The sequence below is a fragment of the Arthrobacter sp. MMS24-T111 genome, from assembly GCF_054888995.1.
Genome location: NZ_JBTZRO010000001.1, coordinates 3,696,999 through 3,722,545, shown reverse-complemented (window position 1 = coordinate 3,722,545; position 25,547 = coordinate 3,696,999). Strand labels below are relative to the sequence as shown.

Annotated in this window: 15 protein-coding genes, 3 rRNA genes and 2 pseudogenes; 16 read left to right on the top strand and 4 right to left on the bottom strand. The window is 64.8% G+C overall.

Features of this window, described 5'->3' with window-relative positions:
* Positions 1–96: 96 nt before the first annotated feature.
* Positions 97–1,062, bottom strand: a complete 966-nt coding sequence (locus ACX5I6_RS17425; RefSeq protein WP_461841287.1) for a quinone oxidoreductase family protein — start codon at positions 1,060–1,062, stop codon at positions 97–99.
* A 160-nt stretch (positions 1,063–1,222) separates the two neighbouring features.
* Between ACX5I6_RS17425 and argC the strand changes: the two genes are divergently transcribed.
* Genes argC through argH form a run of 8 tightly spaced genes read left to right on the top strand, consistent with a single transcriptional unit; the run spans position 1,223 to position 9,957 of the window.
* The gene (gene argC, locus ACX5I6_RS17420; protein ID WP_461841286.1) at positions 1,223–2,254 is read left to right on the top strand and encodes an N-acetyl-gamma-glutamyl-phosphate reductase; all 1,032 of its coding nucleotides are present in this window, start codon (positions 1,223–1,225) and stop codon (positions 2,252–2,254) included.
* Positions 2,251–3,417: a bifunctional glutamate N-acetyltransferase/amino-acid acetyltransferase ArgJ gene (gene argJ, locus ACX5I6_RS17415; protein WP_461841285.1), complete on the top strand. Its 1,167-nt coding sequence runs from the start codon at positions 2,251–2,253 to the stop codon at positions 3,415–3,417. The genes argC and argJ overlap by 4 nt, the downstream gene beginning before the upstream one ends.
* A 43-nt stretch (positions 3,418–3,460) precedes the next feature.
* Positions 3,461–4,420 (top strand): acetylglutamate kinase, encoded by a 960-nt coding sequence (argB, locus tag ACX5I6_RS17410; RefSeq protein WP_018763594.1) that lies wholly within the window; start codon positions 3,461–3,463, stop codon positions 4,418–4,420.
* Positions 4,417–5,688, top strand: a complete 1,272-nt coding sequence (locus ACX5I6_RS17405) for an acetylornithine transaminase (RefSeq protein ID WP_461841284.1) — start codon at positions 4,417–4,419, stop codon at positions 5,686–5,688. Before argB ends, ACX5I6_RS17405 begins: the two co-directional genes overlap by 4 nt.
* Positions 5,685–6,689 carry an ornithine carbamoyltransferase gene (argF, locus tag ACX5I6_RS17400; RefSeq protein ID WP_461841283.1) on the top strand — a complete coding sequence of 335 codons (1,005 nt, stop codon included), beginning with the start codon at positions 5,685–5,687 and terminating at the stop codon, positions 6,687–6,689. Before ACX5I6_RS17405 ends, argF begins: the two co-directional genes overlap by 4 nt.
* Positions 6,686–7,216 carry an arginine repressor gene (locus ACX5I6_RS17395; protein ID WP_018763591.1) on the top strand — a complete coding sequence of 177 codons (531 nt, stop codon included), beginning with the start codon at positions 6,686–6,688 and terminating at the stop codon, positions 7,214–7,216. The genes argF and ACX5I6_RS17395 overlap by 4 nt, the downstream gene beginning before the upstream one ends.
* A gap of 45 nt (positions 7,217–7,261) precedes the next feature.
* Positions 7,262–8,467, top strand: a complete 1,206-nt coding sequence (locus ACX5I6_RS17390) for an argininosuccinate synthase (RefSeq protein WP_018763590.1) — start codon at positions 7,262–7,264, stop codon at positions 8,465–8,467.
* 5 nt (positions 8,468–8,472) lie between these two features.
* Positions 8,473–9,957, top strand: a complete 1,485-nt coding sequence (gene argH / locus ACX5I6_RS17385; protein ID WP_285248045.1) for an argininosuccinate lyase — start codon at positions 8,473–8,475, stop codon at positions 9,955–9,957.
* Positions 9,958–10,090: 133 nt separating this feature from the next.
* Here argH and ACX5I6_RS17380 read toward each other — a convergent pair.
* Positions 10,091–11,355 (bottom strand): annotated as a pseudogene (locus ACX5I6_RS17380) (IS110 family RNA-guided transposase).
* Between the two features lie 225 nt (positions 11,356–11,580).
* On the opposite strand from ACX5I6_RS17380, the gene ACX5I6_RS17375 reads away from it, so the two are divergent.
* On the top strand, positions 11,581–12,129 hold the full coding sequence (locus ACX5I6_RS17375; RefSeq protein WP_461841282.1) for a pyridoxine/pyridoxamine 5'-phosphate oxidase: 549 nt from the start codon (positions 11,581–11,583) through the stop codon (positions 12,127–12,129).
* 36 nt (positions 12,130–12,165) lie between these two features.
* Positions 12,166–12,903 carry a maleylpyruvate isomerase family mycothiol-dependent enzyme gene (locus ACX5I6_RS17370; protein ID WP_461841281.1) on the top strand — a complete coding sequence of 246 codons (738 nt, stop codon included), beginning with the start codon at positions 12,166–12,168 and terminating at the stop codon, positions 12,901–12,903.
* Positions 12,904–12,905: 2 nt separating this feature from the next.
* On the opposite strand, the gene ACX5I6_RS17365 is transcribed toward ACX5I6_RS17370, so the two are convergent.
* Complete coding sequence (locus ACX5I6_RS17365; protein ID WP_461841280.1) at positions 12,906–13,400, bottom strand: methylated-DNA--[protein]-cysteine S-methyltransferase; 495 nt, start codon at positions 13,398–13,400, stop codon at positions 12,906–12,908.
* On the bottom strand, positions 13,397–14,875 hold the full coding sequence (locus ACX5I6_RS17360) for an AlkA N-terminal domain-containing protein (RefSeq protein ID WP_461841279.1): 1,479 nt from the start codon (positions 14,873–14,875) through the stop codon (positions 13,397–13,399). The genes ACX5I6_RS17365 and ACX5I6_RS17360 overlap by 4 nt, the downstream gene beginning before the upstream one ends.
* A 118-nt stretch (positions 14,876–14,993) precedes the next feature.
* On the opposite strand from ACX5I6_RS17360, the gene ACX5I6_RS17355 reads away from it, so the two are divergent.
* The 6 genes and pseudogenes from ACX5I6_RS17355 (at position 14,994) to rrf (ending at position 25,301) form a co-directional block, all read left to right on the top strand.
* The gene (locus ACX5I6_RS17355) at positions 14,994–15,686 is read left to right on the top strand and encodes a DNA-3-methyladenine glycosylase (protein ID WP_461841278.1); all 693 of its coding nucleotides are present in this window, start codon (positions 14,994–14,996) and stop codon (positions 15,684–15,686) included.
* A 51-nt stretch (positions 15,687–15,737) separates the two neighbouring features.
* A pseudogene (locus tag ACX5I6_RS17350) lies at positions 15,738–17,965 on the top strand (HelD family protein).
* A 34-nt stretch (positions 17,966–17,999) separates the two neighbouring features.
* Positions 18,000–19,313, top strand: coding sequence for a tyrosine--tRNA ligase (tyrS, locus tag ACX5I6_RS17345; protein ID WP_461841277.1), 1,314 nt, complete (start codon positions 18,000–18,002; stop codon positions 19,311–19,313).
* 490 nt (positions 19,314–19,803) lie between these two features.
* A 16S ribosomal RNA gene (locus ACX5I6_RS17340) occupies positions 19,804–21,328 on the top strand.
* A gap of 536 nt (positions 21,329–21,864) precedes the next feature.
* Positions 21,865–24,989 (top strand): 23S ribosomal RNA (locus ACX5I6_RS17335).
* A 195-nt stretch (positions 24,990–25,184) separates the two neighbouring features.
* Positions 25,185–25,301 (top strand): 5S ribosomal RNA (gene rrf, locus ACX5I6_RS17330).
* Together the 16S, 23S and 5S rRNA genes form the textbook arrangement of a ribosomal RNA operon.
* The last annotated feature ends 246 nt before the right edge of the window (positions 25,302–25,547 follow it).

Genomic DNA, 25,547 nt, shown 5'->3' with positions numbered 1-25,547 from the left:
TTTTCCCGGGAGAAGATGAACAAAAGGTGTCCGGCGCGCCCGGACGCGCCGTTTGAGGCGGTCCGGGGGTTTGCCCGGTGTTCACGTTGCCCGCGGTTACGGAACCAGGAGCACTTTGCCGGTGGTCTTCCTGCCCTCAAGGTCGCGGTGCGCCAGGGCTGCCTGGGATAACGGGTAGCGGGCCCCTACCCGCACCTTCAGGCTTCCATCGGCCGCCGCAGCGAACACCTCGTCGGAACGCCAACGCCGCTCCGCGGCATCCTGGAGGTAGTGGCCCATCGTGGGGCGGGTCAGGAATAAGGAGCCGCCGGCATTCAGGCGCTGCGGGTCGACCGGCGGGACGGGGCCCGATGCGGCACCGAACAACACCAGCATCCCCCTGATGCGCAAGGCTGAAAGGGAACCGTCGAAGGTGTCCTTGCCCACGCCGTCGTACACCACGTCCACGCCGGTACTGCCCGTGATCTCCCGGACCCGCTCCGCGAATCCTTCGTAGCGCAGCACGTGGTCCGCTCCGGCGCCGCGCGCCAAGTCTTCCTTTTCGTCGGTGGACACCGTGGTGAACACCTCAGCGCCCCGTGCCTTAAGCATCTGGATCAGCAGCAGTCCCACGCCTCCGGCGCCGGCATGGAGCAGGACCCTGTGGCCACTTTCGACCTTGAACGTGGAGTTCATCAGGTAGTGGGCAGTCATGCCCTGCAGGGGCAGCGCCGCGGCGGTAAAGACGTCCAGGCCGCTTGGTACCGGCAGCGCGGCGTCTTCGTCCACCAGCGCGAAGTCCGCGTAGCAGTTGATGCCCTCAGCCGTGGCAATCCGGTCGCCTACGGCAAATCCGGTCACCCCGTCTCCCACCGCCTCCACCGTGCCGGCGGCCTCGGTGCCGGGGGTGAAGGGGTACTGCACCTTGTAGGTGCCGCTGCGCTTGTAGGTATCGATGAAGTTCACGCCGGCCGCGCCCACCTTGAACAGCAGCTGCCCCGGGCCGGGCGTGGGGGGCTCAACCCCGGTATATTCAAGGACTTCCGGTCCGCCTGCCTGCCGTGCGAGGATTGCGTGCGTCATGGCGCTCCTTTCCCGGGTTCCGGTACCTCCGGCCCGGCTGCCGAAGTCCATCCTAGGGACACCTTGTGCCGGACGGACACGTATGCGGAACAACCGTCCCCCGGATTGCCCATGCATAAATATCGGCCCCAATGCATAATTATTGTTGTATAGTCGAGTCATGACTATTTCTGTTGCGGTTTCGGGAGCCAGCGGATACGCCGGTGGAGAGGTCCTCCGCCTCCTGGCCGGGCACCCCGGTGTGACCATCGGCGCGATTACGGCGCACAGCAACGCGGGCTCGCGGTTGGGCGAACTGCAGCCGCACCTGCACGGACTGGCAAGCCGGATCCTGGAGGACACCACGGTGGAGAACCTCTCCGGCCACGACGTCGTCTTCCTTGCCCTCCCGCATGGCGCCTCCGCAGAAATCGCCGCCCAGCTGCCGGAAGGAACGGTCGTCATCGATGCCGGAGCCGACCACCGGCTCGAGGACCCCGCGGCCTGGGAAAAGTTCTACGGTTCCGCCCACGCCGGCACCTGGCCCTACGGACTTCCGGAGTTGCCCGGCCAGCGCGAGGCCCTCAAGGGTGCCAGGCGCATCGCCGTCCCCGGCTGCTATCCCACCTCGGCCCTGCTGGCGCTCACTCCCGGGTTCGCAGCCCACCTGCTGGAACCCGACGACGTCGTCATCGTTTCCGCCTCCGGTACCTCCGGCGCGGGCAAGGCAGCCAAGGTCAACCTCATCGGCTCCGAAGTCATGGGATCCATGAGCCCCTACGGAGTGGGCGGCGGACACCGGCACACACCGGAAATCGAGCAGGGCCTGTCCAACGCGGCGGGGGAGCAGGTCACGGTGTCCTTCACCCCCACGCTGGCTCCGATGAGCCGCGGCATCCTCACCACCGCCACGGCCAAGGTCAAGGCCGGCACCACCGCGGCGCAGCTGCGCCAGGCATGGACGGACGCGTACGACGACGAGCCGTTCGTCCATGTCCTGCCGGAAGGCCAGTGGCCTGCCACCAAGTCCGTCCAGGGCTCCAACCACGCCGCCATGCAGCTCGCCTTCGACCCCCACACCGGGCGCGTGATCGTGACCTGCGTGATCGACAACCTCACCAAGGGCACGGCCGGCGGCGCCGTCCAGTCCATGAACATCGCACTCGGCCTGCCGGAAACCGACGGCCTCAACCTGCAGGGAGTAGCCCCGTGACCATCACCGCACCCCAGGGATTCCGGGCAGCCGGCGTCACCGCCGGACTCAAGGCTTCCGGCAACCCGGACCTCGCCCTCGTGGTCAACGACGGCCCGGCCAAGGCCGCGGCCGCCGTGTTCACCAGCAACCGCGTGGCAGCGGCCCCGGTCCACTGGTCCCGCCAGGTGGTCTCCGACGGCCGCGTCGACGCCGTGATCCTCAATTCCGGCGGAGCCAACGCCTGCACGGGCCCCACAGGCTTCCAGAACACCCACAGCACCGCGGAGAAAGTGGCGGAGGTCCTGGGGATCTCGGCCACCGACGTCTTTGTCTGCTCCACCGGCCTGATCGGTGAACAACTGCCCATGGACAAGATCCTGCCGGGCGTCGGAGCGGCGGCGGCAGCATTGAGCTCCGACGGCGGTCCGGCGGCAGGCACCGCGATCATGACCACCGACAGCGTGCCCAAGTCGGCGCTGTTCATCGGAACCGACGCCGACGGCCAGGAATTCAGCATCGGCGGCATTGCCAAGGGTGCCGGCATGCTGGCCCCCGGCCTGGCCACCATGCTGGTGGTGCTCACCACCGACGCCGCCGTAGATTCGGACATGCTTGACGTCGTGCTCCGCGACGCCACCCGGGTCACCTTCGACCGCGCCGACTCGGATGGCTGCATGTCCACCAACGACACCGTGGTCCTGCTCGCCTCCGGTGCGTCCGGGGCCGTTCCTTCCGCGGCGGACTTCGGTGCCGGCCTCACCCAGGTCTGTGCCGAACTGGCCCGCAAGCTGATCGCCGACGCCGAGGGCGCCAGCCACGACATCGCCATCCGCACCTTCAATGCCGCCAGTGAGGCGGACGCCGAAACGGTCAGCCGTTCCGTGGCCCGCTCCAACCTGTTCAAGGCCGCCATCTTTGGCAAGGACCCGAACTGGGGCCGCGTGCTTTCCGCCGTGGGCACCACGGACGCTGCGTTCGAACCGGACAAGCTCAACGTGGCCATGAACGGGATCCAGATCTGCCGCAACGGCAGCATCGGCGACGACCGGAACCTGGTGGACCTGGAACCGCGCGAGGTCCTGGTGGAGATCGACCTGCAGGCAGGCGACGCCGAAGCCACCATCTGGACCAACGACCTCACCCACGACTACGTCCACGAGAACAGCGCCTACTCCAGCTAGGCAGCTCCTGCTCCCGGCAGGAACCGCTGCGGAAAGTGACAGCATGAACACCCAGACGCGTGAAACCACCAGCATGTCCGCTGCCCAGGACAAGGCCGCCACCCTGATCGAGGCGCTGCCCTGGATCCAGCGGTTCGCAGGGACCACCATGGTGATCAAGTACGGCGGCAACGCCATGGTCAACGACGAACTCCGCCGGGCCTTCGCCGAGGACATCGTCTTCCTGCACCACGTGGGTATCCACCCGGTGGTGGTGCACGGCGGCGGCCCCCAGATCAACTCCATGCTGGGGCGGCTGGGCATCGAATCCGAGTTCAAAGGCGGCCTGCGCGTCACCACCCCGGAAGCCATGGACGTGGTCCGCATGGTCCTCACCGGCCAGGTGGGGCGCGAACTGGTGGGCCTGATCAACTCCCACGGGCCCTACGCCGTCGGCATGTCCGGCGAAGACGGCGGGCTGCTGCGCGCCGTCCGCACCGGCACCGTGGTGGACGGCGAAGACATCGACCTCGGGCTCGTGGGCGAGGTGGTCGGCGTCGACCCCGCGGGCATCGTGGACATCCTGGCCGCCGGCCGCATCCCGGTGATCTCCACCGTCGCCCCGGAGATTGTCGACGGCGGGGAGAACGTGGCAGGTGCCGGGCGTTTCCAGCCCACCGGCCAGGTCCTGAACGTCAACGCGGACACCGCGGCTGCCGCCGTCGCCTCGGCACTGGGCGCCTCCAAGCTGGTCATCCTGACCGACGTCGAAGGCCTGTATGCCAACTGGCCGGACAAGTCCTCCCTGATTTCATCGCTGACGGCCTCCGAGCTGCGGAAGATGCTGCCCCGGCTCGAATCGGGCATGATCCCCAAGATGGCCGCGTGCCTGAAGGCCATCGACGAGGGCGTGGAGCGCGCGCACATCGTGGACGGGCGCCTGCCCCACTCCATGCTTCTTGAAACATTTACGACGGCGGGCATCGGCACCCAGGTGGTCCCGGACGAGGAGAACAACGCATGAGTAAGCACACCGCAGAGGTTGAGCTTGTCGAAACCCCGGTGGCCGAACTGGTGCAAACCAGGGGCCACGCGGGCTCCGAGTGGCTCTCCCGCTACTCCACCTCGCTGATGAACGTCTTCGGCACGCCCCAGCGCGTCCTGGTCCGCGGCGCCGGCTGCCTGGTGTGGGACGCCGACGGCAAGGAATACCTGGACCTGCTCGGCGGTATCGCCGTCAACGCCCTCGGCCACGCCCACCCCTTCGTGACCTCAGTCATCGCCAGCCAGCTGGCAACCCTGGGCCATGTCTCGAACTTCTTCACCAGCCCCACGCAGGTGGCCTTGGCGGAGAAACTTTTGGAGCTCACCCACGCCCCTGCCGGGTCCAAGGTGTTCTTCAGCAACTCCGGCACGGAAGCGAACGAGGCAGCGTTCAAGCTTGCCCGCCGCAACACCGGCGCCGGCGACACCAAGCGGAGCAAAATCATCGCCCTCGAAGGCGCTTTCCACGGCCGGACCATGGGTGCCCTGGCGCTGACCGCCAAGGAAGCCTACCGGGCACCGTTCGAACCGCTGCCCGGTGGCGTGGTGCACATTCCGTTCGGCGACATCGCTGCGCTGCAGGCAGCAGTGGATGACACCGTTGCCGCCGTCTTCCTGGAGCCCATCCAGGGCGAGGCCGGCGTCCGGCCGCTGCCCCCGGGCTACCTGCAGGCTGCCCGTGAGGCCACCACCAAGGCGGGAGCACTCCTGATCCTCGACGAGGTCCAGACCGGCATCGGGCGGACCGGCAAGTGGCTGGCCAGCGAAGACGCCGGGATCGTCCCCGACGCCGTCACCCTGGCCAAGGGCCTCGGCGGCGGATTCCCCATCGGCGCCCTGATCACCATGGGTGAGAAGACGTCGTCGTTGCTGTCCGCCGGCCAGCACGGCACCACGTTCGGCGGCAACCCGGTGGCCACGGCGGCCGCCCTGGCCACCCTCCACGCGCTCGAAAGCCAGGACGTCCTGGCCAACGCCACCGCGGTGGGTGCGCACCTGCGCTCCGCACTGGCCGCGGTCCCCGGCGTCACCGAGGTCCGGGGTGAAGGGCTGCTGGTCGGCTTCGACCTCGACGCCGACGTCGCCCCCGCCGTCGTGCAGGCCGCCCTCGACGCAGGCTTCATCGTCAACAGCCCCGGCCCGCGCACCATCCGCCTCGCACCCCCGCTGATCCTCACCACAGCCCAGGCGGACACCTTCCTCGCCGCTTTCCCGGCAATCCTCCAGACAGCTAAGGACGCCCAGTGACCACCGCAACCCGGCACTTCCTCAAGGACACCGACCTCAGCCCCGCCGAGCAGGCAGAGGTCCTGGAACTCGCAGCCCGGATGAAGGCCGCTCCGTACAGCGTCCAGCCGTTCGCCGCTGAGCGCAGCGGACGCAAGACCGTGGCCGTCATCTTCGACAAGACCTCCACCCGGACTCGCGTCTCGTTCGCCACGGGCATCGCCGACATGGGTGGCAATGCCCTGATCATCAATCCCGGCGAGGCGCAGATCGGGCACAAGGAATCCGTGGAGGACACCGCCAAGGTCCTCGAACGGATGGTGTCCACCATCGTGTGGCGCACCGGCGCGCACTCCGGGCTGGTGGCCATGGCTGCCAACTCCAAAGTCCCGGTCATCAATGCCCTGTGCGATGACTACCACCCTTGCCAGCTCCTGGCCGACCTCCTCGCCGTCAAGGAGCACAAGGGCGAACTGAAGGGGCTCACCATGAGCTACCTCGGCGACGCCGCCAACAACATGGCCAACTCCTACCTGCTGGCCGGCGTCACGGCCGGGATGCACGTCCGCATTGCCGGGCCGGAAGGCTACCTGCCGGCCGCGGACATCGTGGCGGCCGCGAAGGAACGGGCGGCCGAAACCGGCGGTTCCGTGCTGGTCACCACCGATGCGAAGGAAGCCCTGCAGGGAGCGGACGTGGTGGCCACCGACACGTGGGTTTCCATGGGGCAGGAAGCCGAGAAGGAAGCACGGCTCCAGCTGTTCCGGGACTACTCCGTCGATTCGGACGCCCTGGCACTCGCCGCGGAAGACGCCGTCGTGCTCCACTGCCTGCCTGCCTATCGCGGTTACGAAATCTCAGCGGACATCATCGACGGACCCCAGTCCATCGTCTGGGACGAGGCGGAAAACCGCCTGCACGCCCAGAAGGCCCTGATGGCCTGGCTGATGCACCGGTCCGGCCTGGCCGTCGTTGACGGCCTTTCCCCCGTTGAAGGTGCCGGGGAGAGCACGTTCCAGTGACCGCCCAGCCGTCCTCCCCGGGCAGCAGCCCGGCCACCAAGACCGCCCGGCAGGCACGCATCACCGCCATCCTTACCGGGCAGTCCGTTCGTTCGCAGGCTGAGCTTGCGGCGCTGCTGGCGGACGACGGCGTGCAGGTCACCCAGGCAACCCTGTCCCGGGACCTGGTGGAACTGGGTGCGGTCCGCGTCCGTGGCAAGGAAGGCGTCCTGGTGTACGCCGTCCCCGGCGAAGGCGGTGAACGGGCCGCGAAGAGCGGCGTCACGCAGGAAATCCTGGACGCGCGGCTGGCCCGGCTGTGCAGCGAACTGCTGGTCACGGCGGAAGCCTCCGCCAACATCGCCGTCCTGCGGACCCCGCCCGGTGCCGCGAACTTCCTGGCCCTGGCCATCGACCACTCGGTGATGCCATCCATCCTGGGCACCATCGCAGGGGACGACACCGTCCTGCTGGTGTCACGCGATCCGCTGGGCGGCCCGGACCTCGCAGCCCGCTTCCTGCAACTGGCCGAGGAAGCCGGGCAATAAGCTTGACGTCAGAACATCAACCAACCCCAACAAGGAGCATTTAAAGTGACTGAACGCATTGTGCTGGCCTACTCCGGCGGCCTGGACACGTCAGTAGCCATCGGCTGGATCGGTGAAGCCACCGGTGCCGAGGTCATCGCCGTGGCCGTCGACGTCGGACAGGGCGGGGAATCGCTGGAAACCATCCGCCAGCGTGCCCTCGGTTGCGGCGCCGTCGAGGCCTACGTCGCCGACGCCTCGGACGAGTTCGCCAACGAATACTGCGTGCCGACGCTGAAGGCCAACGCCCTCTACCAGGGCCACTACCCGCTGGTGTCCGCCATTTCCCGCCCGGTCATCGTCAAGCACCTTGTGAAGGCCGCCCGCGAATTCGGTGCCACCACCGTGGCCCACGGCTGCACCGGCAAGGGCAACGACCAGGTCCGCTTCGAAGTGGGCATCCAGACCCTCGGCCCGGACCTGAAGTGCATCGCCCCGGTCCGCGACCTCGCCCTGACCCGCGACAAGGCCATCGCCTTCGCCGAGGAAAAGGGACTGCCCATCGAGACCACCAAGAAGAACCCGTACTCGATCGACCAGAACGTCTGGGGCCGCGCCGTGGAAACCGGCTACCTCGAGGATATCTGGAACGCCCCCACCAAGGACATCTACGACTACACCGCCACCCCGGAGTTCCCGCCGGCCCCGGATGAAGTCACCATCTCCTTCGAAGCAGGCGTGCCCGTCGCTATCGACGGCGTCAAGGTCACCCCGCTGCAGGCCATCAAGGAACTGAACCGCCGCGCCGGTGCCCAGGGCGTGGGCCGCATCGACGTCGTCGAGGACCGCCTGGTGGGCATCAAGTCCCGCGAAATCTACGAGGCCCCGGGTGCCATGGCGCTGATCACCGCGCACAAGCACCTGGAGGACATCACCATCGAGCGCGAGCAGGCCCGCTTCAAGGCCACCGTTGGCCAGCGCTGGGCCGAACTTGTCTACGACGGCCAGTGGTTCTCCCCGCTCAAGCGCTCCCTGGACGCCTTCATCGAGGACACCCAGAAGTACGTCTCCGGCGACATCCGCATGACCCTCCACGGTGGCCAGGCCATCGTCAACGGCCGCCGCTCCGACACCTCGCTGTACGACTTCTCGCTGGCCACCTACGACACCGGTGACACGTTCGACCAGTCCCAGGCCAAGGGCTTCATCGAGCTGTGGGGCATGTCCGCCAAGGTTGCCTCCGGCCGCGACATCCGCGTCGCAGGAAAGTAGCCCGGATGGCTGAGCAGAATTCCAAGCAGGGCCCACGAGCGCAGGGGTCCCCGGCCGAGCGCAGCGAGGTTGGGGTGCGCTCGGGGACGAACACCGGCGCGCTGTGGGGCGGCCGGTTCGCCGGCGGCCCCGCGGACGCCCTCGCGGCGCTGAGCAAGTCCACGCACTTCGACTGGCGCCTGGCGCGCTATGACATTGCCGGCTCGAAGGCGCACGCCCGTGTGCTGCACAAGGCAGGCCTGCTGGATGACGCCGAGCTGGAAGGCATGCTGGACGCCCTGGACAGGCTGGATGCAGATGTCGCCTCCGGCGCGTACGTGGCCGCCGAGTCCGACGAGGACGTGCACGGTTCGCTGGAACGCGGCCTGATTGAGCGGGCCGGCACACAGCTGGGCGGCAAGCTCCGCGCCGGCCGGTCGCGTAACGACCAGGTGGCCACTTTGGGCCGGATGTTCCTGCGCGACCATGCAAGGATCATCGCCCGGGGCGTCCTGGCCACGGTGGATGCCCTGGTGGAGCAAGCCAAGGCGCACCACGGTGTTGCCATGCCGGGCCGCACCCACCTGCAGCACGCCCAGCCGGTCCTGCTCAGCCACCACCTGCTGGCCCACGCCTGGGCACTGCTGCGCGACGTGCAGCGGCTCCAGGACTGGGACAAGCGGGCCGGGGTCTCTCCCTACGGCTCCGGTGCGCTGGCCGGCTCCTCGCTGGGGCTGGACCCCGAAGCGGTGGCGGCGGACCTCGGGTTCTACTCCGCCACGCACAACTCCATCGACGGCACCGCGTCCCGCGATGTCTTCGCCGAGTTCGCCTGGGTTTGCTCGATGATCGGCGTGGACCTGTCCCGGATCTCCGAGGAAGTCATCTTCTGGGCCACCAAGGAGTTCTCCTTCGTTACGCTGCATGATTCGTACTCCACGGGGTCCTCGATCATGCCGCAGAAGAAGAACCCGGACGTGGCAGAGCTTGCCCGCGGCAAGGCAGGACGCCTGATCGGCAACCTGACCGGGCTGCTGGCTACGCTCAAGGGCCTGCCGCTCGCGTACAACCGCGACCTGCAGGAGGACAAGGAACCGGTATTCGACGCCGCCGACACCCTGGAGCTGCTGCTCCCGGCCGTCTCCGGCATGATCGCCACCCTCACGTTCAACACTGAACGGATGGAATCCTTGGCGCCCCAGGGCTTTGCGCTGGCCACGGACATCGCCGAATGGCTGGTCCGCCAGGGCGTGCCGTTCCGGGAGGCGCACGAGCTCTCCGGTGCCGCGGTCAAGCAGGCCGAGTCCCGCGGCGTTGAGCTGTGGGACCTGACGGATGAGGAGTACGCCGCCATATCGGAGCACCTCACCCCGGAGGTCCGCACGGTGCTCTCCACTGAGGGATCGCTGAACAGCCGCAACTCCCAGGGCGGTACGGCACCGGCCGCCGTCGAACGCCAGCTTGTCGCCCTGGAAGGCGAACTCGCGGACGTCCGGGCGTACGCCGGCTGAAACGCCCGCTCACTTCCTGCCGGTTTTGAGGCAACGCCCGCTCACTTTCTTTACGGAAGTGAGCGGGCGTTGGGGTTTAAGGGCAGGAAGTGAGCGGGCGTTGGGGGTGTGGGGGGTGCCTCTATGGTTTTCGTCAAGCGGCTGAGGGTTGCCGGGGTTCGTAGAAGGTGCTGTCCCTGAGCATGGCGTAGAGGGTGTCGCAGCGGCGGCGGGCGAGGGCGATGAGAGCCTGATTGTGGCGTTTGCCTTCTGCTCGTTTCCGGTCGTAGTAGGCCCTCGACAGCGGATCCTTCAAGGCCGCGAAGGCGGAGAGGAACAGGGCTCTTTTGAGAATCTTGTTTCCCTTCCGGGATGGGTGGTCACCGCGGATGGAAGACCCTGATCGCCAGGTCACCGGGGCCAGGCCTGCGTAGGAAGCCAGGTGCCCTGCGGAGGCGAAGTCCTTCCCGACGATCTCGGTGAGGATCCGTGCTGCGGTCCTGACGCCGACCGCCGGGAGCGACGTCAGGACCGGGTGAAGAGGGTGGGCCTCCACGAGGGCTTCAACCTGGGCGAAAACGGTGTCCCGCGATTCGCGGATATCGGCGAGCATCCGCGCCAGTTGGGGCAGCACGATGGTCGCAGCGTTCGTTCCGACCACTGTCACCGTTTGCTGGTCCAGGGCCTCGATGATCTCGCCGGCAAGACGTTCACCCATCCTGGGTGCGAGCTTCTTGAGCCGGTTCCCGATCCTGCGCCGGCCGGCATGGCGGAGGGCTTCGGGGGTCGGCCAGGTCCGCAGCAGATCCAACACGGCAGGGTGGTCCAGGCGCGGGCCGAGGACACGCTCCAGTGCCGGATGGATCTGGGTCAGGAGGCCTCGGATCCGGTTCGATGTCGCGGTGGCCTGTTTGGCCAGGTCGTCGTCGAAGCCGCAGAGCATGGTCAGTTCGGCGAGTTGTTCGTCGGCGATCTGGATGGATCGCAGTGTGTGGGGCATGGTCCGGGCCGCTGCGGCGATGATGAACGCGTCCCTTGCGTCGGTTTTCGCTTCGCCGGGGTGCAGGTCCGCGATCCGGCGCATCGCCAGCCCGGGAAGGTATCCGACGGTGACACCGGCGGCCTGGGCGACCGCGACCGGCAACGCACCGATCGTCGCGGGCTGGTCAACCACGAGCAGGATCCTGCCGTGGTTGTCCAGCGACGCCAGTATTTCGCGCAGCCTGAGCTCGTCGTTGGGTAAAGCCTTGTCGAAGAGCTTCTTCCCGGCCCGGTCCACGGCAACGGCGTGGTGCTCGCCCTTGCCGACGTCCAAGCCGATGAAGACATCAATGCTTTCGTGGTTTCCGATCACCTGTACCTCCCAGTCGCAGCAGCTGATACCTGTGCTGGGCTGTCCTCGGTGTCAGAGCCCGGCATCCACGTTACGCACGACGATCCCAAACTGTCCTGCCTCTATTAGCGGTCTCTCCGGCACCTACCGGACCCCGGTGACAACACCCCCCGGATCATTGACGACTGGGGGCGGCAATCATGCCGGGGCCGGCAGGCCAGCACACCCTCATCCTGCAACAGGAACGGGCTACGAAAAAGGTAACGGGGTGGTTGGGCTTGCCGCAACCCGCTTGTGGCTAGGCTGGGTCCATGAGCGAAACGTTCCGGAAGTTCCTTCGCACGCTGCCTGATTTCCCGGCCGACCTGCCCGCATTCGATCCAGGCAGTGCCCCACAGGATCCGGCGTTGCTCTTCAAACAATGGCTGGACGAGGCCTTGGATGCGGGGGAGCAGCAGCCGCACGCGTTCAGCCTCGCCACGGTGGATGCCGCGTCCGGCGGTGGCCCGCAGCCGTCTTCCCGGATGCTGATCCTGAAGAACATTGACGACGACGGCTGGCACTTCGCCACGTCCCGCACCTCCCGCAAGGGCAGGGAACTCACGGCGGAGCCCAGGGCCGCGATGAACTTTTACTGGCCACGCCTCGGCCGGCAGGTCCGGCTCGCCGGGACGGTGACCGGGCTCTCCGCCGAAGCCTCCAGCCTCGACTGGCACGAACGGCCCCGCGCAGACGGCACCGACAACCCGAATTGGCAGCTCTACGCACTCCAGCCTCGCGAGATTGAGTTCTGGCAGGCAGCCGCCGACGGGCGGCACGTCCGGCACCGCGTTGGCCCGGACGGAACGCCGCTGGAATAGCCGCCGGCGCGCCGGGCGCTCCGCTAGGCTGGCCGCATGACCTCACCTTCCCCTGCGGCGCTCCAGGCCGAACTGCACAAGGCGGCCGACGCGCTTGCCGCCGCCCGGGACCGCCTTCCCGACGGCGGCGAAAAGGCGCCGTCAAAGCTTCCCGGCTGGAGCCGCGGCCACCTGCTGGCCCACATCGCCGGCATCTGCGACGCCCTCGCACGGCAGGTGGAGCACGGCCGCCGCGGCGAAAAGGTGGCGCTCTACGACGGCGGCGTGGAGGGACGCAACCGTGCCATCGATCTGGCGGCGGGGCACAGCCTCGGCCAGCATCGCGCCGACGTCACTGCCGCCCTCAACCGGGCGCTGGCCGCCTTTGATGCTCTGACCGGTCCTGAGTGGCAGACGCCCATCACCTTCCGCGACGGAGTCATCTACGACGCCGGGCTGGCGCTGTGGCGCGAACTAGTCATCCACACCTCGGACCTGGACGCCGGCACGGGCCCCGAAACCTGGAACGGGGCTTTCTGCTCGCACCTCTTCGACTTCCTGGCCGCCCGGGTTCCCACGGGAACCCGGCTGGTCCTGCAGCCCGTGGCCCTGCCGCCGCTGGGCCTCGGCGCCAGCGGCAGCACCGTCGTCGTCAGCGGCATGGTCACTGACATCGCCGCATGGCTCGCAGGCAGGCAGCCATCGCTGGACAGCCTGCGGGCCACCGCCGCCGGCGACGGCACGGACCTCCCGGAGCTGCTGCCCTGGCCATCGGCGATGCCGGACCCCAAGTAGCCCTACGCGGCCTCGCGGGCCAGCAGGCTCTCCTTGATACGCAGGCCCCAGCGGAACCCGCCCAAAGAGCCGTCAGTCCGGATCACCCGGTGGCATGGGACAAAAAGCGCCGCCGCGTTGAAGGCGCACGCACTGGCCGCCGCCCGCACCGCCTTGGGGTTCCCTGCCAGGGCCGCGTACTCGCTGTACGTCACCGGGAAACCCGGTTTGACCTCCCGCAGCACATCCCAGGCGTGCGCGCGGAACGGCCCGGACCGCTGCAGGACCGGGACTGCCATGGCGGGCGCCGGGTCGCCGTCGTAGAAGGCCTCGACGGCGGACGAGATACCCGCCAGGCCGGCCACCTCCTCCACGTCCCCGGGGCGCAGCGCGGGGTGGACCTGCCCGATCAACTCCGGCAGGCCGGCCGTCCATCCCGAGGCCAGGACCATGCCGTCCCTGGCGAGGATGGTAAACGGACCGTCCGGGGTGGACAGTTGCAGCAGTTGGTCTTTCATGGCATCCCTTTCGCGGGGGTGGAGGATGGAATGGCGGGCCGTGCCGCGGCGCGCCACAAGTGCATGGTGGCGTAGGAACGCCAAGGGCTGGTTTCCCTGAAGTCCGGTGTGAGGGTGTGGCCTCCGGTGTCGAGGGCGCGGATGCCGTTCCGGACGGCGGCGTCGTTGGCGAGGAAGATGTCCGGGGCGCCCAGGACGCGCATTGCCACGTATCCCACCGTCCATGGTCCCACCCCCGGCAGGGGAAGCAGGGCCGCGGTGAGGCCTGGCACATCGTCGCCGTACCCGAACTCGAGCCGCCCGCCGGCCATCGCATCCGCCGCGTTGAGCAGCGATTCGATCCTTCGCCGGGGACCGCGCAGCAAATGCCCCGCTGCGGCGACCTGGGCCGGCGTCGGAAACAGGCGTTCCAGGCCGCCGCCGGGGGCACTGGCGGGGCTGCCGGCGGCGGCGAGTTGCGTGAGTGCGGTCCGGGCGGCCGCCACCGTGATCTGCTGCCCCACCATGGCGCGCACCAACAGTTCCTGCGGGTCCAGCGCCCCGGGCAGCCTCATCCCGGGGGCAGCGTAAACGGAGTCCGCCAGCCGGGGGTCCGCAGCAAGGGTGCCGTCAATCGCTTCCGGGTCCGCGTCCAGGTCGAACAGCCGCCTCACGCGGCTCAGCAGCGCCGGAAGGTCCCGCAGGTCCACCGCGCCGACGGTGAGGGTCAGCGGCCGCCCCCGCGCGGCGTCGTCGTACTCCACCCGGAACCGGGCGTCGCCGTGCGGGAGGCGAAGGGTCCGGGCATAGGAGGTGGGCGTGCCCTCCTCGATTCCCGGAATGGCACGCACGGCCAGGAACGAGAAAATACCGGTATCAAAGGGCGCCCGGTAGGGCAGGCTCAGCGTCAAGACGGTGGCGCCCCCGGCGGCTGCCGGATGCCGGGTGGTCCGCCGCAGTGCCGTGGGGGTCAGGTCGAAGACTTCGGCAATGGTGTCGTTGAACTGCCGGATGCTGCTGAAACCGGCAGCGAAGGCCACATCCGCAAACTTCATGGACGTGGACACCAATAGGGTGCGCGCCGTCTGTGCCCTCGCCGCCCGGGCCAACGACAAAGGTCCGGCACCCAGTTCCTGGCCGAGGATGCGGTTGAGTTGCCGGGCGGAGTAGCCCAGCCGGGCAGCAAGACCAGCCACGCCGTCCCGGTTGATGACGCCGTCGTTGATCAGGCGCATCGCCCGGCCGGCAACGTCCTGGCGCACATTCCAGGCGGGTGTCCCCGGGACAGCCTCCGGCAGGCAGCGCTTGCAGGCCCGGTACCCTGCCTCGTGCGCGGCCGCGGACGTCTCGTAGAACGTCACATTCGAGGCCTTTGGCGTCCGGGCCGGGCACGAGGGCCGGCAGTAGATCCCGGTGGTGCGGACGGCTGTGAAGAACTGGCCGTCGAACCGGGGGTCGCGGGCATCGATTGCCCGGTAGCGCTGCCAGAAGTCCATTCCTCCATCCTGCCAGCCCCGCACCACTGCTACTAGCGGAAATCGGACATGGCCGTGGTTGGCGCCGGATGCCCGTTGCTTCCCGTGGGAACCGCTACTTTCTGGGTACAGTCGAGCAATGGATGAGAGCCCTTCAACCACCGGCCCGCTCCGGGATTTCCTGTCCGGGGACGCCCGTGAACTCGCGCCGCTGCTGCTTGGCGCCGTGCTGACCCGCGAGTCCCGGGACGGCACCGTGTCCGTGCGGCTGACCGAGGTGGAGGCCTACCTTGGGCCGGAGGACTCCCTGCATCCAGATCCCGGCTCGCACACCTACCGTGGCCCGACGCCCCGCAACGCGCCGATGTTCGGTCCCGCCGGGCACCTCTACGTCTACTTCACCTACGGCATGCATCACTGCACCAACATCGTGTGCGGACCCGACGGGGTGGCTTCCGCCCTGCTGCTGCGGGCCGGGGAAATCGTCGGCGGGCTGGACCTGGCGCAACGCCGGCGTCCGAGGTCGAAAACCCCCGCCGACCTTGCCAGCGGCCCGGCCCGCCTGGCCAAGGCGCTGGGCATGACGACGGCGGACAGCGGCCGGGATGCGCTGGCACCGCCGTTCGGGCTGGAGCTTCCCTCCGGTCCGGCCGGTCCCGTCAGCTCCGGTCCGCGCGTGGGCGTGGCCGGGGCCGGGGGATCGGACCGCTACGCCTGGCGGTTTTGGCTCACCGGCGACCCCACGGTTTCCAAATACAAGGCAGCCAAACCGCGGACCCGGAGGCCGGCAGTCGGTGGGCCGCCCGGGACCGGCACGTTTCGCCTGCGTTAATCGAAATGGTTGTAGAATGGACGGTCTGTCTTTCGCGATAGGGGAACGTTGATGCTCGACGCCGAATTGGCCCACGAACGGGACTATGTTGCCGGCCTGTATGCCCGGCTGGAGGAGCTCCGTGAGGAAAAGCGCCGCCAACTGGCGCAGGTCCGCCGTGCCGGAGCCGTGGGCACCATGCAAAACGTCTCCGAACGTGATGCTTTCGCCGCACTGTATGAGGACCGCCTGGCCCAGCTGGACGCCGTGGATGACCGGCTGGTTTTCGGCCGGCTGGACCTGGATTCCGGCGAGGCCCAGTACATCGGGCGCATCGGACTGACCACCGAGGACCTGCAGCGGTTGATGGTGGACTGGCGGGCACCCGAAGCCGGCCATTTCTACCAGGCCACCGCCTTCGACCGGCAGGGTGTGCGGCGCCGCCGGCACCTGATCCTGCAGGGCCGCGACGTTAAAGCCATCGAGGACGACGTCCTGGACGCAGGCATGCTGACGGACGCCGAATCGCTCCAGGGCGAAGGGGCACTGCTCGCTGCCCTGAACTCCAAGCGGACCGGCCGCATGTCGGATATCGTCAGCACCATCCAGTCCGAGCAGGACCGCATCATCCGGTCCTCGATCTCCGGTGCCGTGGTGGTCCAGGGCGGCCCAGGCACGGGCAAGACCGCCGTGGCGCTGCACCGCGCCGCGTACCTGCTCTACACCCATCGTGACCGGCTCAAAAGCGCCGGCGTCCTGCTGGTGGGGCCGTCGTCGTCGTTCATGAAATACATCGAACGGGTGCTGCCCTCACTCGGCGAGACCGGGGTTGTCATGGCCAGCGTTGGCCGCCTGATGCCCGGCATCCACGCCGTACCGGAAACCAACGCTGACGTGGCGGCCATCAAGGGGCGCCTGGACATGGCTGCCATCGTGGCCAACGCCGTGTCCAACCGGATGCGCGTCCCCGCCCGGAACCGGATCCTCGAGGTGGACGGCCGCAAGCTGACCTTGACGCCCCGGCAGGTCCGCCGTGCCCGGGAACGTGCACGCGCCACCGGGAAGCCATACAACGAGGCACGCGTGACGTTCGTCAAGATCCTGCTGCGCGAGCTGACCGAGCAGATGACCGAACTCGTTGAGGCCGGGAGCATCGGGAACAACGCGGACCGGTCGTACCTCGCCGAGGATGTGCGAACTGCCCGTGACGTGCGGATCGCGCTGAACCTGTGCTGGATGCCCATGACACCGGAGAAGCTGATCTCGGACCTCTTCAGCAAGCCGGAAATCCTGGAATTCTGCACCCCCAACATGACGCCGGAGGAGCGTGCGTTGCTGCTGCGGCCGGCCGACGCTCCGTGGACCGAGCCGGACGTGCCGCTGCTGGATGAGGCCGCCGAGCTGCTGGGCGAGCTGGACCCGGCCGCCGGGCGGGGGCTGGCCCAGCAGGAGCACGACCGGGCCCGGGACCTTGCCAACGCAAAACAGACCCTGGTCAACATGCAGGCCGCCGGCGTGGACCCGCTGATGTCCGCTGAGGAGCTTGCTGAACAGAACCAGGAACAGGGCGCCCGGCAGACCGCCGCCGAGCGTGCCACGAGTGACCGGACCTGGGCATTCGGGCACATCGTGGTGGACGAGGCGCAGGAACTCTCGCCCATGCAGTGGCGGCTGCTGGTCCGGCGCTGCCCGCTGAAGTCCTTCACCATCGTGGGGGACATCGCCCAGACCAGTTCCGTGGCCGGTGCCAACTCCTGGCAGGGCGCACTCGCCCCGATGTTCGGTGACCGGTGGCAGCTCGAAGAGCTGACGGTCAATTACCGTACGCCGTCCCAGATCGCCGAGGCCGCGGTCAGGATGGCCAACGCCGCCGGCCTTGTGGTGTCCGCACCCAAGGCCGTGCGTGAAGGACGCTGGTCACCCATCATCGATGAGGTTGCTGCCGGCGGCGTGGTGGACCGGCTCCTCGAGGTCCTCCCGGAGGAGTTGGGAGCGCTCGACGGCGGCCTGCTCGCCGTCATCGCCGACGGTGACCTCCTGCCCCAGGCAACTTCAGCCCTGCGTGCGGCCTATGGCCGGCGGATCGGTACGGGCGCGGGAAGCTACGAACAGGACATCGTAGTGATCAGCCCGCGTGAGGCGAAGGGACTGGAGTTCGACGGTGTGGTGGTGCTGGAACCTTCCGTCATGCTCAACCACGAGCACGGCAAGGTGGGGATCTCTACGTCGCCATGACCCGAGCCACGCAGCGGCTTCGGTTGATTGCCGCAGAACCGGTACCGGCCGGAATAGCCGGCTGACCGGGGTCTCGGCGTTACTGCTAACTTAGGAAGCGTGCCAGAACTGAACAATCTCGAACCGCAGCGCAACGACCCCACTTTCGCCAACATTTGGCAGGAACTGAAGTGGCGTGGGCTGGTCCATGTCTCCACCGACGAAGCTGAGCTGGAGAAGCTCCTCGCCAATGGGCCGGTCACTTACTATTGCGGCTTCGACCCCACCGCACCGAGCCTGCACCTGGGCAACCTGGTCCAGCTGCTGGTCATGCGGCGGCTCCAGCTGGCCGGGCATAAACCGCTGGGGCTGGTTGGCGGCTCCACCGGCATGATCGGCGATCCCCGTCCGACGGCGGAGCGCACCTTGAACACCAAGGACACTGTTGCGGAGTGGGTCGGCTACCTTCAGGCCCAAGTCAGCCGCTTCCTCAGCTTCGATGGGGACAATGCTGCACGGATCGTGAACAACCTGGACTGGACGGCGCCGCTGAGCGCCATCGACTTCCTGCGTGAAGTGGGCAAGCACTTCCGGGTGGGCACCATGCTGCGCAAGGACGCTGTGGCCTCCCGGCTGAACTCCGATGAAGGCATCAGCTACACCGAATTCAGCTACCAGATCCTGCAGGGCATGGACTACCTCCAGCTCTACCGCGACTACGGCTGCGTACTGCAGACCGGCGGCTCCGACCAGTGGGGCAACCTCACCAGCGGTACGGAGCTGATCCGCAAGGTGGAGGGCAAGAGCGTACACGCCCTCGGTACCCCCTTGATCACCAACTCCGATGGAACCAAGTTCGGCAAGAGCGAGGGCAACGCCATTTGGCTCGACGCCGGCATGTGCAGCCCGTATGCGTTCTACCAGTTCTGGCTCAACACGTCCGATGCCGACGTCCTGGACCGGCTCAAGGTCTTCACCTTCCTGACCCGGGCCGAGATCGAAGAGATCGCAGTTTCGGTGGCGGAGCGTCCCTTTGCCAGGGAAGGCCAGCGGAAGTTGGCTTTCGAGGTCACCTCACTGGTGCATGGCGTCGACGCCACCGAGAAGGTCATTGCCGCCTCGGCGGCGCTCTTTGGCAACGGCGACCTGGCCGCTCTGGACAAGGCAACCCTGCAGGCGGCAACCTCCGAACTTCCCACCACCACGGTGCAGGTTGACGGGATGGGAATTGTCGACCTCCTGGTGGCGTCCGGACTTTCCGAAAGCAAATCGGCTGCCCGGAGAACCGTGGGGGAGGGCGGCGCCTACGTCAACAACGAGAAAGTCTCGGATCCTGAGGCCGTGATTTCCGAGTCTGAACTCCTGCATGGCCAGTATTTGCTCCTGCGCAGGGGCAAGAAGAACCTGGCCACGGTTGAGGTGCTGGTTCCCTAGCACCTTCGGATGCTTGATGCACGCCTCTCGGCGGCCGATTTGCAAGGCCGCCGGGGGGCGTGTATTGTTTTTTGAGTCGCCGCCGCTGAGTGGTGACAAACCCCCAACTGATGAGAAGCAATTCTTGCCGCGCACCGCGTGGAACTGGAGAAATTGCTTCTTATTCTGCTGGGCGGATTCATTTCAACGAGTGAATTCCGGGAAAATAACCGGATTTGCGAAAGTGAATATGAATGAAATATGATGGAAACATCGCAGCGAAGAAATACGGAATACGAATTCAATTAGTGAATTTCATCCGGGAATATTCGAATGTGTCTGTTGTTTGAGAACTCAATAGTGTGCCAAGTTTGTTGATACCAATTGTTTTTTGATTGGTTGTTTTGGCTGTGCTGCCACCCCGTGGTGGCATGGTTTTTACAGCTGGTTTCAAATTTTGTGCAGCCGGGTGTGGTGTTATTTCCACCTGCTTGGTTGTGTCTGTTTTTCTTCAACGGAGAGTTTGATCCTGGCTCAGGATGAACGCTGGCGGCGTGCTTAACACATGCAAGTCGAACGATGATCCCTAGCTTGCTGGGGGGATTAGTGGCGAACGGGTGAGTAACACGTGAGTAACCTGCCCTTGACTCTGGGATAAGCCTGGGAAACTGGGTCTAATACCGGATATGACCTTCCATCGCATGGTGGTTGGTGGAAAGCTTTTGTGGTTTTGGATGGACTCGCGGCCTATCAGCTTGTTGGTGGGGTAATGGCCTACCAAGGCGACGACGGGTAGCCGGCCTGAGAGGGTGACCGGCCACACTGGGACTGAGACACGGCCCAGACTCCTACGGGAGGCAGCAGTGGGGAATATTGCACAATGGGCGGAAGCCTGATGCAGCGACGCCGCGTGAGGGATGACGGCCTTCGGGTTGTAAACCTCTTTCAGTAGGGAAGAAGCGAAAGTGACGGTACCTGCAGAAGAAGCGCCGGCTAACTACGTGCCAGCAGCCGCGGTAATACGTAGGGCGCAAGCGTTATCCGGAATTATTGGGCGTAAAGAGCTCGTAGGCGGTTTGTCGCGTCTGCCGTGAAAGTCCGGGGCTCAACTCCGGATCTGCGGTGGGTACGGGCAGACTAGAGTGATGTAGGGGAGACTGGAATTCCTGGTGTAGCGGTGAAATGCGCAGATATCAGGAGGAACACCGATGGCGAAGGCAGGTCTCTGGGCATTAACTGACGCTGAGGAGCGAAAGCATGGGGAGCGAACAGGATTAGATACCCTGGTAGTCCATGCCGTAAACGTTGGGCACTAGGTGTGGGGGACATTCCACGTTTTCCGCGCCGTAGCTAACGCATTAAGTGCCCCGCCTGGGGAGTACGGCCGCAAGGCTAAAACTCAAAGGAATTGACGGGGGCCCGCACAAGCGGCGGAGCATGCGGATTAATTCGATGCAACGCGAAGAACCTTACCAAGGCTTGACATGAACCGGATCGCCGCAGAAATGTGGTTTCCCCTTTGGGGCTGGTTTACAGGTGGTGCATGGTTGTCGTCAGCTCGTGTCGTGAGATGTTGGGTTAAGTCCCGCAACGAGCGCAACCCTCGTTCTATGTTGCCAGCACGTGATGGTGGGGACTCATAGGAGACTGCCGGGGTCAACTCGGAGGAAGGTGGGGACGACGTCAAATCATCATGCCCCTTATGTCTTGGGCTTCACGCATGCTACAATGGCCGGTACAAAGGGTTGCGATACTGTGAGGTGGAGCTAATCCCAAAAAGCCGGTCTCAGTTCGGATTGGGGTCTGCAACTCGACCCCATGAAGTCGGAGTCGCTAGTAATCGCAGATCAGCAACGCTGCGGTGAATACGTTCCCGGGCCTTGTACACACCGCCCGTCAAGTCACGAAAGTTGGTAACACCCGAAGCCGGTGGCCTAACCCCTTGTGGGAGGGAGCTGTCGAAGGTGGGACTGGCGATTGGGACTAAGTCGTAACAAGGTAGCCGTACCGGAAGGTGCGGCTGGATCACCTCCTTTCTAAGGAGCACCTACAGCAGTTGCTGTCCCGTGTATGCGGGGTGGTGGTGTTGTCAGGAGTAAAGGCCCGTTTCACGGACGAGTGTTTCGTGGCGGGTGCTCAAGGGTGGAATATCAGCAAATAGCGGTCGTGGTGTTTTTTGCTTGTCTTAGTACGAGCCAGTGATGGTTCTGGAACGGTGGGTGGGTGATGGCGCGGTTTAGTGTTTGGCACACTGTTGGGTCCTGAGGCAACAGGGCCATGGTCTGTTGGTTGTCCCTTTCGGGGGAGGGCTGGCGGGGTTGTGGGTTTGTGTGTTTCTGGTTTCCTGGCTGCATCGATCATGCATGGGTGCGTCTGCTGTTGTGGGCGTGGTGTGTGGGGTGTGTGGTTTGGGGTTGTTGTTTGAGAACTACATAGTGGACGCGAGCATCTTGTATAAGAAGCAATTTCCAAGAATATGAACCTGGATCTGGCTGCGCTGTTGATGCCCTTCGTGGGTGTTGGGGTGTGGTTGGTTTCTGTGGTTCTCTCGAGAAATTTTTTTGATCTTTGTGGTCAAGTTTTTAAGAGCACACGGTGGATGCCTTGGCATTAGGAGCCGAAGAAGGACGTAGGAATCTGCGATAAGCCTGGGGGAGTCGATAACCGGACTGTGATCCCAGGGTGTCCGAATGGGGAAACCCCGCTGAGCGCGCGAGTGACTTGGTGACCCGTACCTGAACACATAGGGTGCGTGGGGGAACGCGGGGAAGTGAAACATCTCAGTACCCGCAGGAAGAGAAAACAATAGTGATTCCGTTAGTAGTGGCGAGCGAACGCGGATCAGGCTAAACCGTTCCATGTGTGATAGCCGGCGGGCGTTGCATGGTCGGGGTTGTGGGACTTTCCATACCAGTTCTGCCGGGCTGGTGGGGTGTGATGTGCGCGCATAGGTGAACGGTTTTGAAAGGCCGGCCAGAGAGGGTGTTAGTCCCGTAACCGTAATGTGTTTGTGCCGCCTGTGAGAGTATCCCAAGTAGTACGGGGCCCGAGAAATCCCGTGCGAATCTGTCAGGACCACCTGATAAGCCTAAATACTCCCTAATGACCGATAGCGGACCAGTACCGTGAGGGAAAGGTGAAAAGTACCCGGGAGGGGAGTGAAACAGTACCTGAAACCGTGTGCTTACAATCCGTCGGAGCAGCCTTGTAGTTGTGACGGCGTGCCTTTTGAAGAATGAGCCTGCGAGTTAGTGTTACGTCGCGAGGTTAACCCGTGTGGGGCAGCCGTAGCGAAAGCGAGTCTGAATAGGGCGTTGCAGTGGCGTGATCTAGACCCGAAGCGAAGTGATCTACCCATGGCCAGGTTGAAGCGACGGTAAGACGTCGTGGAGGACCGAACCCACTTCAGTTGAAAATGGAGGGGATGAGCTGTGGGTAGGGGTGAAAGGCCAATCAAACTTCGTGATAGCTGGTTCTCCCCGAAATGCATTTAGGTGCAGCGTTGCGTGTTTCTTGCTGGAGGTAGAGCTACTGGATGGCTAATGGGCCCTACAAGGTTACTGACGTCAGCCAAACTCCGAATGCCGGTAAGTGAGAGCGCAGCAGTGAGACTGTGGGGGATAAGCTTCATAGTCGAGAGGGAAACAGCCCAGACCACCAACTAAGGCCCCTAAGCGTGTGCTAAGTGGGAAAGGATGTGGAGTTGCCCAGACAACCAGGAGGTTGGCTTAGAAGCAGCCACCCTTAAAGAGTGCGTAATAGCTCACTGGTCAAGTGATTCCGCGCCGACAATGTAGCGGGGCTCAAGTACACCGCCGAAGTTGTGGCATTCAAGCATTGGCTAAGCCTTCGTGGTTCAGGTGTTTGGATGGGTAGGGGAGCGTCGTGTGGGCGGTGAAGTCGCGGTGTAAACCAGCGGTGGAGCCTACACGAGTGAGAATGCAGGCATGAGTAGCGAAAGACGGGTGAGAAACCCGTCCGCCGAATGATCAAGGGTTCCAGGGTCAAGCTAATCTGCCCTGGGTAAGTCGGGACCTAAGGCGAGGCCGACAGGCGTAGTCGATGGACAACGGGTTGATATTCCCGTACCGGCGAAAAACCGTCCATGTTGAACAGGGGATACTAACCGCCCGAGACCTGCCTGACACCCCTTGTGGGTGAAGGGTTTTGGTGGAGCGCGGGACCTGATCCTGGGAGGCAAGCGTATTAACAGGTGTGACGCAGGAAGGTAGCCGAGCCGGGCGATGGTTGTCCCGGTCTAAGGATGTAGGGCGAGTGGTAGGCAAATCCGCCACTCATGGTGCCTGAGATCTGATGGGACCCCCGTTTGGGGGGATTTGGTGATCCTATGCTGCCGAGAAAAGCATCGACGCGAGGTTTTAGCCGCCCGTACCCCAAACCGACACAGGTGATCAGGTAGAGAATACTAAGGCGATCGAGAGAATTATGGTTAAGGAACTCGGCAAAATGCCCCCGTAACTTCGGGAGAAGGGGGGCCCCAACCTTGATACACCTTCGCGGTGTGGAGGGGATCGGGGCCGCAGAGACCAGGGGGAAGCGACTGTTTACTAAAAACACAGGTCCGTGCGAAGTCGCAAGACGATGTATACGGACTGACTCCTGCCCGGTGCTGGAAGGTTAAGAGGACCGGTTAGCCTCACGGCGAAGCTGAGAATTTAAGCCCCAGTAAACGGCGGTGGTAACTATAACCATCCTAAGGTAGCGAAATTCCTTGTCGGGTAAGTTCCGACCTGCACGAATGGAGTAACGACTTCCCCGCTGTCTCAACCATAAACTCGGCGAAATTGCAGTACGAGTAAAGATGCTCGTTACGCGCAGCAGGACGGAAAGACCCCGAGACCTTTACTATAGTTTGGTATTGGTGTTCGGAGTGGCTTGTGTAGGATAGGTGGGAGACGTTGAAGCCCGGACGCCAGTTCGGGTGGAGTCATCGTTGAAATACCACTCTGGTCACTTTGGACATCTAACTTCGGCCCGTAATCCGGGTCAGGGACAGTGCCTGATGGGTAGTTTAACTGGGGCGGTTGCCTCCTAAAAAGTAACGGAGGCGCCCAAAGGTTCCCTCAGCCTGGTTGGCAATCAGGTGTCGAGTGTAAGTGCACAAGGGAGCTTGACTGTGAGAGAGACATCTCGAGCAGGGACGAAAGTCGGGACTAGTGATCCGGCGGTACATTGTGGAATGGCCGTCGCTCAACGGATAAAAGGTACCTCGGGGATAACAGGCTGATCTTGCCCAAGAGTCCATATCGACGGCATGGTTTGGCACCTCGATGTCGGCTCGTCGCATCCTGGGGCTGGAGTAGGTCCCAAGGGTTGGGCTGTTCGCCCATTAAAGCGGTACGCGAGCTGGGTTTAGAACGTCGTGAGACAGTTCGGTCCCTATCCGCTGCGCGCGCAGGAAATTTGAGAAGGGCTGTCCTTAGTACGAGAGGACCGGGACGGACGAACCTCTGGTGTGTCAGTTGTACTGCCAAGTGCACCGCTGATTAGCTACGTTCGGATGGGATAACCGCTGAAAGCATCTAAGCGGGAAGCTCGCTTCAAGATGAGATTTCCATACACATTTATGTGTGAGAGGCCCCCAGCCAGACCACTGGGTTGATAGGCCGGATGTGGAAGCGAGGACTAACGACTCGTGAAGCTGACCGGTACTAATAGGCCAACAACTTACACCACACAGATACATACAAATTCTGCTTGCGTCCACTATGTGGTTCCCAACCAACAACCCCCAACACCCGGGGTTTGATACGGCACGGAACCAACAACTGAATACAGCAACACCACAACCACCCCAACAAAAAGGGATGGTAGATGTTGTAACCACAAACTTCCCACCAACCCCCACAGGGTTGGGACGGGTAACAAGGTTACGGCGGTCATAGCGTGGGGGAAACGCCCGGTCCCATTCCGAACCCGGAAGCTAAGACCCACAGCGCCGATGGTACTGCACCCGGGAGGGTGTGGGAGAGTAGGACACCGCCGGACACACACCACTGGTCGAGGCCCCAACCAACATGGTTGGGGCCTCCCACACTTAACACCACCACAACCCCCGCTCACATCTTGCCGGTCCTCAGGCAACCCCCGCTCACACCCGACACGCCAACCACCAACCCCCGCTCACATCTTGCGCGTCCTCAGGCAACCCCCGCTCACACCCGACACGCCACCCACCAACCCCCGCTCACCCCTCGCGGGTAGCCCCGCAACAACTGAGCGGGCGTTGGGGGA

Coding starts and splice junctions, on each gene's coding strand:
- ACX5I6_RS17425 (WP_461841287.1), bottom strand. CDS start 1,062: ATGACGCACGCAATCCTCGCACGGCAGGCAGGCGGACCGGAAGTCCTT.
- argC (WP_461841286.1), top strand. CDS start 1,223: ATGACTATTTCTGTTGCGGTTTCGGGAGCCAGCGGATACGCCGGTGGA.
- argB (WP_018763594.1), top strand. CDS start 3,461: ATGAACACCCAGACGCGTGAAACCACCAGCATGTCCGCTGCCCAGGAC.
- ACX5I6_RS17405 (WP_461841284.1), top strand. CDS start 4,417: ATGAGTAAGCACACCGCAGAGGTTGAGCTTGTCGAAACCCCGGTGGCC.
- argH (WP_285248045.1), top strand. CDS start 8,473: ATGGCTGAGCAGAATTCCAAGCAGGGCCCACGAGCGCAGGGGTCCCCG.
- ACX5I6_RS17375 (WP_461841282.1), top strand. CDS start 11,581: ATGAGCGAAACGTTCCGGAAGTTCCTTCGCACGCTGCCTGATTTCCCG.
- ACX5I6_RS17370 (WP_461841281.1), top strand. CDS start 12,166: ATGACCTCACCTTCCCCTGCGGCGCTCCAGGCCGAACTGCACAAGGCG.
- ACX5I6_RS17365 (WP_461841280.1), bottom strand. CDS start 13,400: ATGAAAGACCAACTGCTGCAACTGTCCACCCCGGACGGTCCGTTTACC.
- ACX5I6_RS17360 (WP_461841279.1), bottom strand. CDS start 14,875: ATGGACTTCTGGCAGCGCTACCGGGCAATCGATGCCCGCGACCCCCGG.
- ACX5I6_RS17355 (WP_461841278.1), top strand. CDS start 14,994: ATGGATGAGAGCCCTTCAACCACCGGCCCGCTCCGGGATTTCCTGTCC.